At 66.6% G+C, this 14,117-nt stretch carries 14 protein-coding genes; all 14 read right to left on the bottom strand.

Features of this window, described 5'->3' with window-relative positions; genetic code table 11:
• Position 1: 1 nt before the first annotated feature.
• Positions 2 to 382 (bottom strand): flagellar biosynthetic protein FliO, encoded by a 381-nt coding sequence (fliO, locus tag KUV81_RS01265; protein WP_222542028.1) that lies wholly within the window; start codon positions 380 to 382, stop codon positions 2 to 4.
• Complete coding sequence (gene fliN / locus KUV81_RS01260) at positions 379 to 768, bottom strand: flagellar motor switch protein FliN (RefSeq protein ID WP_222542027.1); 390 nt, start codon at positions 766 to 768, stop codon at positions 379 to 381. Before fliN ends, fliO begins: the two co-directional genes overlap by 4 nt.
• A gap of 11 nt (positions 769 to 779) precedes the next feature.
• Entirely contained in the window at positions 780 to 1,838 is a 1,059-nt protein-coding gene (fliM, locus tag KUV81_RS01255) for a flagellar motor switch protein FliM (protein WP_222542026.1), read from the bottom strand.
• Between the two features lie 8 nt (positions 1,839 to 1,846).
• A complete protein-coding gene (gene fliL / locus KUV81_RS01250) occupies positions 1,847 to 2,362 on the bottom strand; it encodes a flagellar basal body-associated protein FliL (RefSeq protein ID WP_222542025.1) in 516 nt (171 codons plus the stop codon).
• A gap of 61 nt (positions 2,363 to 2,423) precedes the next feature.
• On the bottom strand, positions 2,424 to 3,914 hold the full coding sequence (locus KUV81_RS01245) for a flagellar hook-length control protein FliK (protein ID WP_222542024.1): 1,491 nt from the start codon (positions 3,912 to 3,914) through the stop codon (positions 2,424 to 2,426).
• 63 nt (positions 3,915 to 3,977) lie between these two features.
• Positions 3,978 to 4,418: a flagellar export protein FliJ gene (gene fliJ / locus KUV81_RS01240; protein ID WP_222542023.1), complete on the bottom strand. Its 441-nt coding sequence runs from the start codon at positions 4,416 to 4,418 to the stop codon at positions 3,978 to 3,980.
• A 6-nt stretch (positions 4,419 to 4,424) separates the two neighbouring features.
• Positions 4,425 to 5,765 carry a flagellar protein export ATPase FliI gene (gene fliI / locus KUV81_RS01235; RefSeq protein ID WP_222542022.1) on the bottom strand — a complete coding sequence of 447 codons (1,341 nt, stop codon included), beginning with the start codon at positions 5,763 to 5,765 and terminating at the stop codon, positions 4,425 to 4,427.
• Positions 5,762 to 6,724: a flagellar assembly protein FliH gene (locus KUV81_RS01230; RefSeq protein ID WP_222542021.1), complete on the bottom strand. Its 963-nt coding sequence runs from the start codon at positions 6,722 to 6,724 to the stop codon at positions 5,762 to 5,764. The genes fliI and KUV81_RS01230 overlap by 4 nt, the downstream gene beginning before the upstream one ends.
• A gap of 3 nt (positions 6,725 to 6,727) precedes the next feature.
• Positions 6,728 to 7,771, bottom strand: coding sequence for a flagellar motor switch protein FliG (gene fliG, locus KUV81_RS01225; RefSeq protein ID WP_222542020.1), 1,044 nt, complete (start codon positions 7,769 to 7,771; stop codon positions 6,728 to 6,730).
• A complete protein-coding gene (gene fliF / locus KUV81_RS01220) occupies positions 7,764 to 9,515 on the bottom strand; it encodes a flagellar basal-body MS-ring/collar protein FliF (protein ID WP_315900028.1) in 1,752 nt (583 codons plus the stop codon). The genes fliG and fliF overlap by 8 nt, the downstream gene beginning before the upstream one ends.
• Before the next feature lie 18 nt (positions 9,516 to 9,533).
• On the bottom strand, positions 9,534 to 9,848 hold the full coding sequence (fliE, locus tag KUV81_RS01215) for a flagellar hook-basal body complex protein FliE (protein WP_222542019.1): 315 nt from the start codon (positions 9,846 to 9,848) through the stop codon (positions 9,534 to 9,536).
• Positions 9,849 to 9,951: 103 nt separating this feature from the next.
• A complete protein-coding gene (locus KUV81_RS01210; RefSeq protein WP_222542018.1) occupies positions 9,952 to 11,304 on the bottom strand; it encodes a sigma-54-dependent transcriptional regulator in 1,353 nt (450 codons plus the stop codon).
• The gene (locus KUV81_RS01205; protein WP_222542017.1) at positions 11,297 to 12,331 is read right to left on the bottom strand and encodes a sensor histidine kinase; all 1,035 of its coding nucleotides are present in this window, start codon (positions 12,329 to 12,331) and stop codon (positions 11,297 to 11,299) included. Before KUV81_RS01205 ends, KUV81_RS01210 begins: the two co-directional genes overlap by 8 nt.
• Before the next feature lie 87 nt (positions 12,332 to 12,418).
• Positions 12,419 to 13,849: a sigma-54 dependent transcriptional regulator gene (locus KUV81_RS01200; protein ID WP_222542016.1), complete on the bottom strand. Its 1,431-nt coding sequence runs from the start codon at positions 13,847 to 13,849 to the stop codon at positions 12,419 to 12,421.
• Positions 13,850 to 14,117 lie beyond the last annotated feature (268 nt).

Genomic DNA, 14,117 nt, shown 5'->3' with positions numbered 1-14,117 from the left:
GTCAGGACTCCCGTTTCTTGTTGAACTTGGCCAGCACCGAGGCAAATTGCGGCGCGGCGCTGCTGTCCAGCGGGGTCTCCAGCTTGTCCAGCAGGGCAATGTTCTGGCTGGTGATCCCCACCAGGTACTGCTGCTCCCCCACCTGGATCACCGCCACCCGCTCCTTGGCGCCCACCGGCATCATGGCCACGGTTTTCATCTGCCCTCCCATGGGGGTGGGCAGGTTGAACCGCCGGGCCATCATCGCCAGCACCACAATCAGGGCCACCACCCCCAGCAAACTGGCCACCATGGTGGCCATCTGGTCGCTGGAGCTCGCCCCGGCCGGCTCCGCGGCCCACAGGGGCATGGCGGGCAGGGCCAACAACAACAGGGCTCTCATCGCAGTTTCTTGATCCGTTCGGTCTGGCTGATGACGTCGGTCAGGCGGATGCCGAACTTGTCGTTCACCACCACCACCTCGCCGTGGGCCACCAGGGTGCCGTTGACCATCACGTCCAGGGGCTCACCGGCCACCCGGTCGAGCTCCACCACCGAGCCCTGGTTGAGCTGCAGCAGGTTGCGGATGCTGATCTGGCTGCGACCCACCTCCATGGAGATGGTGACCGGAATGTCCAGGATGGCGTCCAGTTTGCGCTGCTGCTCGCCATCGCTCAGGCCGGGCGCGTCGAACTGCTCCAGCTCCACGGTCTCGGCCTGCTCCTCCAGTGCCGCGGCCCAGTCGTCCGCCAGCAGATCCTGGTCCTTAGGGTCCTGATCGTCGATCATCGTTCAGCTTCTCACTCTTGGTTGTCGTCGAGGCCATCGATGGTGACCTCGGGCTCCAGCGCCACCGCGCCGTGACGGTTAATCAGTTGCAGTTCGTTCTTGTAGGACTTGGGCCGGGGGATGCGCTCTTCGATGCGCACCGCCACGTTGTCACCGCTGCGCCCCAACTTGCCCCGGAAGGTGGGCAGGTCCTCCACCCGCACCAGCAGGTGCTCCGGCATCTCCACCGGGATGATGTCGCCGGCCTGCATCTCCATGATGTCCCGAAGCGAGAGCTCCTGCTCCAGCAAGGTGGTGGAGACGTCCACCGGCACATCCATGATCTCGTCCTGCAGCGCCTTGGCCCAGCGCATGTCGGTGTCCTGCTTGTCGCTCTGCACCCCGGCGTCCAGCAGCTCGCGGATGGGCTCGATCATCGAATAGGGCAAGGTGATGTGGAAATCGCCGCCCCCGCCGTCCAGCTCGATGTGGAAGGAGGAGACCACCACCACCTCGGTGGGGCTGACGATGTTGGCCATGGCGGGGTTCACCTCGGAGTCCAGGTATTCGAACTCCACGTCCATCACCGGGGCCCAGGACTCCTTGTAGTCCTCGAACACCGTCTTGAGCAGCAGCTGGATGATGCGCCGCTCGGTGGGGGTAAACTCCCGGCCCTCGATCTTGGCCTGGAAACGGCCGTCGCCGCCGAAGAAGTTGTCCACCAGGATGAACACCAGGCGGGCTTCCATGGTGATGAGGCCGGTGCCCTTGAGCGGACGGAAGCGCACCATGTTGAGGCTGGTGGGCACGAACAGGGTGTGGACGTACTCGCCGAATTTGACCATCTGCACGCCGTTGATGGAGACCTCGGCGTTGCGGCGCATCATGTTGAACAGGCTGATCCGAAGGTGACGGGCAAAGCGCTCGTTGACCAGCTCCAAAGTGGGCATGCGCCCGCGAACGATGCGGTCCTGGGAGGTGAAGTCGTAGATGGTGGCGCCGTCGTTGTCGCCCTCCAGGTGCTCCTCTTCGACCTCGTCCACCCCGTGGAGCAGGGCATCGATCTCGTCTTGACTCAGCAGATCACTCATCGGGCCCCCTATTGCATCACGAAGCCGGTGAACAGTACCCGCTCGATCTGGGTCTGGCCGGTGATGGACTGCAGGGCATTCTGCACGTTGAGCAACGCCTGGGTGCGCAGCTCCTCCTTGCCCTCCTTGCTCTTCAGCTGATCCACCTCGGCGGCGCTGAAGGTGGTGAGCAGGGTGTCCTCAATCAGGGGGATGTGCTTGCGAGCCGCGCTCTGGGCGTCGGTACCCCGCACCTGCAACTGCACCTTGATCTGGACCAGGAAGGTGCGGTCCGGGCCGGGCAGGTTGAACAGGAAGGGGCGTGGCATGGGCACGTACAATGCGTTGCCCTTCTCCAATTCCGGGGTGCTCTGCACGGCGGCGGTATTGGGATCGCCGGCTTCATCGTTGCCCCCCAACAGGGAGACCATGGCAAAGACCCCGGCCAGCAACAGCAGCACACCGCCACCGGCCACCAGAGCCCAGCGCAACCGTCCCTTGGTCGAGCCGGCACTCACATCCACTTTAAGGCTGTCATCTGCCATCTTTTCTGCCCAAATTTAAATCCGTTACTTGCCTGCGGCCGCTAGGTTATCACAGCGGTTCTCAGGCGTAGAAATCAATGCCACCGTCGCGGTTACGGTTGCTCACCAAGTGGGCGATCTGCCCCTCCTCCTCGGCATGCTCGCCGCCGTCACTGCCGTCACCGCCGGTGTGTGCTCCTTCACCGCCCCCCTGGGAGACGTTGGCGTCCGCCAGCTGGATCCCCTGCCCCTCCAGCATCTCCCGCAGCCTGGGCAGGGCCTGCTCCAGCAGGTCCCGGGCCTGGGGGTTCTGAGTCTGGATCTGCACCTGGGCCTGATCCCCCTGCATCTGAATGCGCACCTGCAAGGCCCCCAGCTCCGGCGGGTCCAGGCGCAACTCGGCGCTCATCCGCTCGCTGTTGATCATCACCGCCAGACGCTCGCGCAGCTCCGGGGCCAGACGATCCGCCGCCACCGGCTGCCGGGTCAGGGCCAACTCCGCCGCCTGGGCCACTCCGGCCCGCTGCAGGTGCGGCCGGTGCACCGTCTCCGCCCCCAGCGGACGCTGGGCCTCCGGTTCCAGCTCCAGGTGTCCATCCAGCAAGGGATCCGCCAACTCGGCCGACGTGGGCACCGGTGAAGTCAGGGGTTCGGTGGACGTTAGCTGGGTCCGCCCCAGGGGCGCGCTGGTCCCCACCAAGGCGCTGCGGCCCACCCCTTCAGGCCCACCGGCCTTGACCGGGGAGGCGCTCATGGCGGCGCTCACCGTGGGCGCTGCGGGGCTCAACACCGTTGTTGCGGCCAGAGGGCGCCCCTCAGCATCCAGTGCCCCAGGCGGCGTGTGAGTGCTCGCTTCACCAATATTCGGCAGCGTCTGTACGGTCAGGACAGAGGCCGGCTCCGCGGTGCTTTTCACCGACGGGCCCGGTTGGCGGGGCTTGTCATCGAGCTGCTGCTTGGCGTGGTTGACCGCCTGCAGCTGGGCCAACAGGGCTTCACCGGACTCGTCCGTAGCGGTCGCCTCCGGTGCACTGCTTCCCCCATTGTCCGGCTTGGGGTTCAGTGGCGTGGTCATCTCCTGATCGATAGGCAGGGCGGGCGTGGCCCTCTCCTGCGCCACCGGGGTGGCAACTTGTTGCCGCCCTGGCGTCGTCTCCTGTGGGGTCGCCTCGGCAGGCGGGGTGCCATCCTCGGGCGGGGGTGCGACGGTCACCTCGGTGGCGCCATCCGGGGCCGGCAATACCGGCTGGATCCGCGCCTCGCCTTGCGGCTCGCCGGGCAGGCGCGGCTCGGGCGCCGTCACCGGGGACTGTCCGCCCACCAGGGCCACCTCGCTCTCGCCTCGACGCCCCTTGGGCGTCAAAACCCCGGCGCCCGGGGCCTTGTCGCTGCCGGGGGCGACCGGGCTCAACTGGCGCTGTTGGGCGTCCGCCACCAGATCGGAAAACCCCTCCTGGGCCTGAGCGTTGGGCGTGAGGGTTTGGCTCGCCGACCGGAAGGCCCCGGGCTCGGCACTGGGGCCGGGCTTGAGCAGGGGGTGGCCCGCGGCGGGCGTCATGGGCAGTTGGGACATGGCAGCCTGTGTCAAAGCGTTCGCAATGGTCACAAAGCAGCAAGAATCAGGCCAAACTCCGAATTAACGGCGGCGGACAAACTGCTGCAGGGCAAACTCGTCCAGTTCTCGCTGCTGACGCTGTTCCTGACGGCTCTGCTGGGCCCGCTTGGCCTTGTCGATCAGCAGGGCGATCGCCTGCTGGCGCTGGTGGGCCTGCTGCCAGAGCCCCTGGCGCTGTTCGGCGGCGGCTTCGGCCTGGCGCAGCTTGCTGTTGTGCTGGGTGATGGCGGCGTCCAGCTTGGCGATAAAGTGGTGGTACTGCTGGTAGTGGGAAGCCTGCAGGGTGGTGCCCGCTTGCTGCTGGGCCTGTTTGACGTAGTCCCAGCGGTAGTTTTGCAGCTGAGAGAGCTGCTGCTTGAGCGCCTGCACCGCGGAGTTGGCGCTGCGCAGGTTCAAGGCCGCCTCCTCCAGGGCCTTGTCCGCCAGCTCCAGCACCCGGGCCAATTGCTTCGGGTCACTCATAACCGGTTAGCCCTTGCACTGGGCCGCGAGGCGGGCCAGTTGAGTCAGGCTCTGCTCGTAGTCCACCGGTGCTTTCATCGGCTGGCGCAGGAAGGCATTGAATGCCGGCTGCAGGGCGATCGCCCTATCCAGCTGGGGATCCGAGCCGGCGCTGTAGGCGCCGATGGCGATAAGATCCTGGTTCTGTCGGTAGGCGGACCAGAGCTGCTTGACCAGCTGAGACGCCTCCAGGTGCAGCGGCTCGGTGACCATGGGCATCACCCGGCTGATGGAGCTTTCGATGTCGATGGCCGGGTAGTGGCCCGCCTCGGCCAGGGCCCGGGAGAGCACCACGTGACCGTCGAGGATCGCCCGGGCCGCGTCGGCGATGGGGTCCTGCTGATCGTCCCCCTCGGTGAGCACCGTGTAGAAGGCGGTGATGCTGCCCTGCCCCGGGCCGCCGTTACCCGCCCGCTCCACCAGTTGCGGCAGCTTGGCGAACACCGAAGGCGGGTACCCTTTGGTGGCCGGCGGCTCGCCGATGGCCAGGGCGATCTCCCGTTGGGCCTGGGCGTAGCGGGTCAGGGAATCCATCAGTAGCAGGACGTTCTTGCCCATGTCGCGGAAATACTCGGCGATGCGGGTGGCGGTTTCGCAGGCCCGCAGACGCATCAGCGGGCTGTTGTCCGCCGGGGCGGCCACCACCACGGCCCGGGCCCGACCCTCGGGACCCAGGATCTCCTCGATAAACTCCTTCACCTCCCGGCCCCGCTCCCCCACCAGACCGACGACGATGACGTCGGCGTTGGTGCCCCGGGTCATCATCCCCAGCAGCACCGACTTGCCCACCCCGGAGCCGGCAAACAGGCCCATCCGCTGGCCCTGGCCGACGGTGAGCATGGCGTTGATGGTGCGCACCCCGACGTCGATGGGTTGCTGAATGGGCCGGCGGGCCATGGGGTTGAGCAAGGTGGCGTGGTGGGCGGCTTTTTGGCGGGTGACCAGGGGGCCCAGGCCATCCAGCGGTGCGCCGTTGCCGTCGAGCACCCGGCCCAGCAGCTCCGGCCCCACCGCCAGGCCCTGGCGTTGGCCCAGGGGCGTGACTTTGGCCCCGGGCAGCACCCCCTTAAGCTCCTCCACCGGCATCAGGTAGAGCACCTGATCGTCAAAGCCCACCACCTCGGCGGTCAGTTGGCCGCCCAGGGTTTCAATCTGGCACAGGGAGCCTACCGGGGCCCGGCAGCCCACCGCTTCCAGGGTCAGGCCCACCACTCGCAGCAGTTGGCCGGAGGCCACGGCGCCGACGCTCTGGACGTTGTTCTGCCAGCCGCGCACCCGGCTGATCAGCCGCTGGCTGCGCAGACTCATGGGTCGGGCTTATCCGCCCCGCTGGCGGGGGCGTCCGGATGGTCGCTGGCCGGGCCCGACTCGGTCTTCGCTGGGTCGGCACCGGTGGCCTCGGCCTCCCCTGGGGGCGAATCGGAGGCATTGGCATTTTGGGCGGGCGGCTCGGCGGCGGGGGCCACCTCCTGGCGGGGGTAAACCGGCTCATCCACCGCTTCGCGGGGACGCTGGGCAAAGCCCTCCAGCACTTTGCGCAGGCGGTCCTCCTCCAATACCGGCACTTCGCTGCGCTCGGTCTTGATGGTCAGGGAGCCCTGGGCCAGACCGGGTTCGGTCACCAGCGACCACTGGCGCTGAGCCAGGGCCTCGGGACCGAAGGTGTCGCGAATGAGGTTGAGATCCGGATCGCTGGCGTGCACCGCCACCTGTTGACGCTGGGAGGGCAAAGCGTTGATCCCCTGGCGCAGCGCTTCGAGCACCGCCGCCGGGGAGGTGGTCAGCTCCACCTGCACCACCGCCTGGGCCAGACGCATCGCCAGCGTAACCAGCTCACGCTCCACCTGCTCGTCCACCGCCTCCAGCGGGGTGATGAGTTCGTTGAGCAGGGCATCCCACTGGGCACTGCGGCTTAGGATCTCCGATTGACCCTGGGCCAGCCCCTGCTCCAGCCCCTGCTGGTAGCCCTCGGCGTGGCCCTGCTCGGCGCCCTTGAGGCGCCCCTCCTCCAGCCCCCTGGCTTCACCGGCGCTCTTACCCTCGGCGAACCCGTCCTGGTAGGCATCCTCGCGGATCCGCTCGATCTCCTCCAGGGTGGGCGGCGGTGGCACCGCCTCCTCGGCCTCCGGCTCCGGCTTGGGCTGCACCACCCGGTGCAGCGCCGAGTCCGGCAGCTCGGCGTCGGGCTCGGCCACGTCGGGCAGCTCCCACTCCTTGGTTTCGATGTAGCCGGTGCGAAGGACCCGGGGTCTGAGGCTTTGGGACATGGCTTAGAGGAACTCTTCGCCGCCGCCACCGCCGAGCATGATCTCGCCGGCATCGGCAAGGCGTCGGGCGATGGCCAGGATCTCTTTCTGGGCCGCTTCCACCTCGGAGAGGCGAATGGGTCCCATGGCTTCCAGGTCGTCCCGCACCAGTTCCGCCTGGCGCTTGGACATGTTGCCCAGAAGCTTCTCCCGCAGGCCGTCGTCGGCCCCCTTGAGGGCGCGGATAAGCACGTCCTGCTGCACCTCGCGCAGAATCACCTGGATGCCGCGGTCGTCCACATCGGCCAGGTTCTCGAACACGAACATCAGATCCTGGATCTGCTGACCCAGCTCCTCGTCGGTCTCGCGGATGGACTCCATCAGCATCCCCTCCACGCCGGTGTCCATGTAGTTCATGATGTTGGCCGCCGCCTTCAGGCCGCCCATCTTGGCCGCCTGGGCGCCGGACTGACCGGCAAACTGCTTCTCCATGATGTCGTTGAGCTCCTGCAGCGCCGCCGGTTGCACCTCTTCGAGGTTGGCGATGCGCAGCATCAGGTCCAGCCGCACCCGCTCGTTGAACTGGCTGAGGATCTGGGCGGCCTGGTCCGGCTCCAGATAGGAGAGCACGATGGTCTGGATCTGCGGGTGCTCGCTCTGGATGATGTTGGCCACCTGGCGGGCATCCATCCACTTGAGGGAGTCCAGCCCCTTGGCGCCGTGGCCCATGACGATCTGGTCGATGAGGTTGCCCGCCTTGTCCTCGCCCAGGGCGTGGGTCAGGGCCTTGCGGACAAAGTCCTCGCTGTTCAGACCAATGGAGGAGAACTGCTTGATCTGCTCAAGGAACAATCGGTGTACGGCGGAGACCTTCTCCTGGCTGAAGTCCCGCATCCCCGCCATCGCCATCCCCACCTTCTGCACCTGCTTGGGCTCGAGGTTTTTCAGAATTTGGGCGGCGTCGGACTCGCTCAGGGAGAGCAGCAGGATGGCGGTCTTCTCGATCCCGGTCAGTTTATTGACGTCGTAGCCTGCGGGCAGGCTGGGGGCGGTGGCTTGCTCAGGCATCTTCGGTCAACCAGCTCTTGATCACTTGGGTGGAGAGGTCCGGCTCGTTGGCGACCAGGGCGCGGATCGCCCGCAGCATGTCGTCGTCCTTGTGCAGGTCCGGCAGCAGGATGGAACCGTCTTCGGCGTAGCTGTAGTCGCTGTCGCCCTGGCTCAACATCCCCAGGGTCTCGGCGGCGTACTGGTCCTCCAGCTCCGCCAGCTCGTTGCCGATGGCCAGGCCCGGCTCCTCGGCTTTGCCCGCCTCGGGGTTAAAGAGGCGCTGCACCAGGGGCCGCACCACCAGGAAACCCAGCAGCACCAGCGCCAGGGCCCCGGTGCCCCATTTCACGGCGCGCCAGAACCAGCTCTGTTCGTAGATGGGCACCTCCAGCGGCGCCAGGGCCAGATCCTCGGCGAAGGGCACGGAGACCACCTCCAGCACATCGCCCCGGGCGGTGCTGAAACCCACGCTGCCCATCAGCAGCCGGCGCAGGTTGGCCAGCTCCGCTTCGCTGCGGGGCTCCAGGGTGCTGGTGCCATCGGCGCCCACCACCGGCTTGTAATCCACCGCCACCGACAGGGTCACCCGACGTACCGTGCCCACCTGCTGACGGGTGTGGCTGATGGTGGAGTCCAGCTCGAAGTTGCGGGTCACCTCGCTGCGGTTGCGGCCCTGGGCCAGGCGCTCGTCCTGGCCGGCGCCATCCACCTGCTGGGGGATCTCCGAGGCGATGGGGGGTTGGTTGGTCAGGGCACCGGGGATCCCGATGGGGCCGTTGCCGCTCTGGTTGTCCTCGATGAGCATCTCGCTGCGCACCGCCGGCAGGTCCGGGTTGAAGCGGCGGGAGGTCTCCTCCACCTTGGAGAAGTCCATGGTGACGTCCACCTGGGCGCTGTACTGGCCCAGGCCCAGCACCGGGATAAGGATGCTGTCGATCTTCTCGCGGTAGAGCTGCTCCTGCTGGGTGCGCAGCTCCAGCTCGCGGCGGGCCTGGGCTGAGATCCCGTCCTGGCTGCCGGAGTTGAGCAGGCGGCCGTGCTGATCGGTCACCGTCACCCGGGCGGGTTTGAGGCCGTGCACGGCGGAGGCGATGATGTCCACCACGGCATCCACCTCGGACTGGCGCAGCTCGGCGCCCCGCCCCAGGGTGACCACCACGGTGGCGGAGGGCTCCCGCTGCTGGCGGGCGAAGACGTTTTGTTGCGGCAGGGCCAGAATCACCCGGGCCCGCTGGACGCTGCGCAGCTCCTCCACCGCCCGGGCCAGGTTCTGCTCCTGGCTGTGCTTGAGGCGGGCCTGCTCCATCCGCTGGCTGACGCCAAAGCCGCTGTCCTGGCGCAGGAAATCCTGCTGTACTCGGGCGGGCCCCAGGCCGTTGCGGGTCAGGGTCAGACGGATGTCGGCGAAGCGGTCCTCAGGCACCGAGACGGTGTTACCGCTGAGCTGGTAGGGGATCTTCTGCTGGTCGAGGAAGTCGAGGGTTTCCACCAGCTCCTGGGTTTCCATCTTGCCCAGGGGGCGGTAGGCGGGCTCCTGGGCCCAGATGATGAGAAACACGGCGATGGCCAGACAGATGGCCAGCGCCAGCACCAGGCTGACCTGGCGCAGGACGTCGATGTTGCCCAGGCTGGCCAGGGGGCTGACCTTGTTCTCTTCAATCTCTTTGCCGGCCCCGCTCTCCAGGGTGCCGGTCACCGGCGCCGGCACCGCCGGTGCGCCGTCATTGACCATCAATTCGGTTGACGTATTCGCCTCTGCCACCGCTTCACCTCACGCCGGTTAGACCGGCATATTCATGATTTCCTTGTACGCTTCCACCAACTTGTTGCGTACCTGCACGGTCGCTTCAAAGGCTACCCCCGCCTTCTCCTTGGCGATCATGGCGTCGGAGAGGGAGACCTGGGGATCCCCCAGTTCGAGGCGGGTGGCCAGATCACTGGCGTTCATCTGCAAGCCATTGACGTGGTTGACGGCATCGGCCAGGAAGGTGGAAAAGTCCTGTTGCGGCGGGGCGACGGCCAGTTCGGTGGCACTGCCGGCCTCCTTGGCCAGGCTCTGCATCTCGACGAGCAACTGGTTGTGTCCGATTTCCATTCCTGATTCCTATCCCTTGTCAGAGTCTTGACGCCTTGGCTTGCCGGGGCATTGTAATGCAAGGCGCCTGCCAGTTCAGCACATTTACCAGTGGATCCGTGTGTTACGGGATCTCTATCCCAGCCTCTCGCATCTTGGCCAACTTGTACCTCAGGGTGCGGGGGCTGAGCCCCAGGCGCTCCGCCACCGCTTTACGGCTGCCCTGACAGCTGGCCAGGGCATCGAGGATGATCTGAAACTCCTGGTGCTTGAGCTCGCTGCCCAGGTCTTCGGCGGCCGGCTCCGGGGCCTTGGGGGTAACCGGGGCCGTGGAGACCACCGGATGGCCCACCTGGCCGTCGATAAAGAGATCCGCCGCGGTCAGGGTGTCGCCGGCGCAGAGGATCAGCGCCCGCTGGATGACGTTGTCCAGCTCCCGGACGTTGCCTGGCCAGGGGTGGCTTAGCAGCTTGGCCTGGGCCTCACCGCTCAGGCGGGGCGTGGCCCGGCCGCTGCGGGCGCCGTGGCGGGCCAGCAGATGATTGGCCAGGGGCAGGATGTCGCCGGGGCGCTCCGCCAGGGGCAGCCAGGTCAGGGGGAAGACGTTAAGCCGGTAGTAGAGGTCCTCGCGGAAGCGGCCATCGGCCACCGCCTGCTTGAGGTCCCGGTTGGAGGTGGCCAGCACCCGCACATCCAGGCTCAGGGTCTTGCGACTGCCCAGGCGCTCCACCTCCCGCTCCTGCAGCACCCGCAGCAGCTTGGCCTGGAGGCTCAGGTCCATCTCGGTGATCTCATCGAGCAGTATGGTGCCCCCCTGGGCCTGCTCGAACTTGCCGGGGCAGGCCTGAACGGCGCCGGTAAAAGCCCCCTTCTCGTAGCCGAACAGGGTGGCTTCGAGCATGTTCTCCGGGATGGCGGCGCAGTTGAGCGCCACGAAGGGCTGTTTCTTGCGCGGAGAGCGGTCGTGGATGTAGCGGGCCAGCACCTCCTTGCCGGAGCCGCTGGGGCCCAGCACCATCACCGAGGCGTCGGACTGGGCCACCCGGTCGGCCAGGGCCAGCATCTGCTGGCTCTGGGGATCCCCCACCACCGGCGTGCCCGCCGCCTCGGGTTCGCTCACCAGGTAGCGGCTGACCTGGTCCAGCAACACCTGGGGAGCGAAGGGCTTGGCCAGGTAGTCGTTGGCGCCGAAGCGCATCGCTTCCACTGCGGCGTCGATGCTGCCGTAGGCGGTCATCAGCAGGATGGGCAGCTGGCTGTTGCCGGCACGCACCCGCTTGAGCAGGGTCATGCCGTCCATGCCCGCCATCTGCACGTCGGAGATCATCAGCGCCACCGGGTGCTGCTTGAGCACCAGCAGGGCCTCGTCGCCATTGCCGGCCTCCAGGCAGCGGTAACCGCCCAGCATCAGGGTGTCCACCAGGGCTTCACGCAAGCCCAGGTCATCTTCCACCACCAGGATCAGCGGCTTAGTCATCAGAAGGGTCCTTATCCATTGCCAGGGGCAACACCAGGGTAAAGCAGCTGCCCTGCCCGGGCACCGACTGCAGCTCCAGCCGGCCACCGTGGGCCCGGCTGACTGAGTGCACCACCGCCAGCCCCAGCCCGGTGCCGTTGCTCTTGGTGGTGAAGAAGGGGGTGAGCACCTGGGCCTGCTCCTGGGGGCTCATCCCCTTGCCGTTGTCCATCAGACGGCAGGCCACGAAGGCCCCCTGGATCTCCGCCTCCAGGCGCAGGGCATCGGCACCGGCCTCCAGGGCGTTGTTGACCAGGTTTTGCAGGGCGCTGACCAGGGCATCGGGGTTGGCTCGCACCAGGATCTTTGCCGGCACCTGGACACTCAGGCTGGCCTGGCGCCGCTCCAGGGCCGCTTCGCAGCTGCTGGACAGCCGCTCGGCCAGCTGCGCCAGGGGCAGCTGCTCCAGTTGCTGGGTGTGGCCCCCGCGGGCGAACAGCAGCAGATCATTGACCCGCTGCTCCAGCTCCCCCAGGCGCGCCATCAGCTTGTCCTGGAAGCGCACCCGGCCCGCCTCGTCCAGGTTGCGATTGCCCAGGTTGGCGGCGTAGAGCAGCGCGGCGGAGAGCGGGGTGCGGATCTGGTGGGCCAGGGAGGCGGCCATCTTGCCCAGGGCCGACAGCCGCTGCAGATGGGAGAGGTTGTGCTGCAACTGACGGGTTTCCGTCAGATCGGTGAGCATCACCAGCTGCCCCGGCTCCGGATCCAGGGCCCGGGTGGCCAGGCGCACCCGGCGGCCGTCCTTGAGGGAGATCTCGTGGCCGTCGTCGGCCTGGGGGGCGAAAGCCCGGCCGATCACCGCACGCCAGGGCTCCCCCAGCAGGGGCTCGCCCAGCAGGGCATGGGCCTGGGGGTTGGCTTCGCGGACGCTGCCGGCCTCGTCCAGAACCAGGACGCCGGCAGGCAGCAGTTGCATCAGGTGGTGCAGGCGGCTGGCAGCCACCTCGGAGGGGGAGTCAGTCAGGGGCTCGGCTACGGCACAGGGCATCCATTCTTCCCGTCAAAAAGTCGATACGAAGTCACTCATTCTGCAGGGATATGCAGATACCGTACCAGACGGGCGAGTTGCGGGGGCTTAGCCCTCTTTGGACATGCCGTATTTGCGCATCTTCTCCACCAGGGTGGTGCGACGCATGCCCAGCAGTTCGGCGGCCCGGGCCACCACGCCACTGCCCTGATCCAGGGCCTGACGGATCATGTCCACCTCCAGCTCGGACAGCATGTCCTTGAGGTTGACGCCGTCTTCGGGCAGTTCGTTGCTGAAGCGCTGCTCGGGGATCTCCACCGGCTCTTCGCCGCTGAACAACGCCGCCAGGGCATCGCGCTCCTGCATCTCTTCCGGGTATTCGGGGGTGAACTCCGGCACCTCTACATGGCGGTATTTCACCGGCAGATCGTTGACGTCCACCAGGCCACCGGGGAAGAGGATCACCATCCGCTCCACCAGGTTGGACAGCTCACGGACGTTGCCGGACCAGGGGTGCTCCACCAGAGAGTCGATGGCCCGCTTGGTGAAGCGTACCGTGCCCTTGCCCTCCCCTTCGATGCGGCTGACCAGCTCGTTGAGCAGCAGCGGCACGTCGGCGGAACGCTCCCGCAGGGCGGGCATCTCGATGGGGAAGACGTTGAGGCGGTAGTAGAGATCTTCACGGAACTCGCCGTTGCCGATCATCTTCTCCAGATCCCGGTGGGTGGCGGCGACGATGCGGACATTGGACTGGATCGCCTTGCTGCCACCGACGCGTTCGAAGCACTTCTCCTGCAGCACCCGCAGAATTTTGACCTGCATGTGGGGCGGCATGTCGCCGATCTCATCCAGGAACAGGGTGCCCCCCTCGGCCAGCTCGAAGCGGCCCTTGCGGGTGGCCACGGCCCCGGTAAAGGCGCCCTTCTCGTGGCCAAACAGCTCGCTTTCCAGCAGATCCGGCGGGATGGCGCCGCAGTTGACCGGGATAAAGGGGCCGTCGCGGTGCTTGGAGAGGTAGTGAATGTTGCGGGCCACCACCTCCTTGCCGGTGCCGGACTCGCCGGTGACCAGCACAGAGGCGTCGGTTTCCGCCACCTGGGCCAGCAGGTGCCGCACCCGGGAGATCGCCTCGCTGCGCCCCACCAGGGAGCGGAACAGCTTGGTCTGATTGGGGCTGGTGGGAGAGACCTCGTAACGCACCCGCTGGTACACCTGGCAGTAGTGCAGCAGCTCGGTTACTTGACCGTAGACAAAGGGTTCATCCAGCGCGCCCACCAGGTTGGGGGCCTCCACGCCGTTCTGCCCCATGGTAAGGAAGGGCTGACGGCTGTGCTTCTTCAGCAGGGGTTCGAGTTGTGAACCGGCGCCCGAGGAGCCACCGAGGATCACCGAACGGTAACGCTCCTGATCCAGCTGGCTGTCCAGGGCGGAGAGGGAGGACAGCTCCACCTGCTCACCGAGAAACTCCAGCAGGTAGCTGAGTTTCTCGCGACGAGCATCGTCGTTGTCTACGAGCAAAATGCGCTGATCAATCTGCATGGTTACGCTTACCGGGGGTGCAATCCCTTAGCCCTGGTCGGTTCTCTTCAAAGTGGAACGTGGATAAACGGGCGGGTGTTCCCGCCTTCGAGTGCGAATAGCTTTTGCCACATTTTAACGACCGGAACCATCCGCGCAAGCTACTCAAGTTCCAGCGATTACTTTTCAACCTGATGTTAAATCTCGCGGTCGCATGGGGAAAACGACGGAAATTCGACGCTTCTGAAGTCTGCCAGTCAGATGAGCGGCGGCGCCGCTCATCTAACCA

Origin of the sequence: Ferrimonas balearica, from assembly GCF_019802085.1 — a bacterium.
Lineage (GTDB): Bacteria > Pseudomonadota > Gammaproteobacteria > Enterobacterales > Shewanellaceae > Ferrimonas > Ferrimonas balearica_B.
The sequence above is the reverse complement of the archived record's forward strand: the minus strand, read 5'-3'. Positions and strand labels throughout refer to the sequence as shown.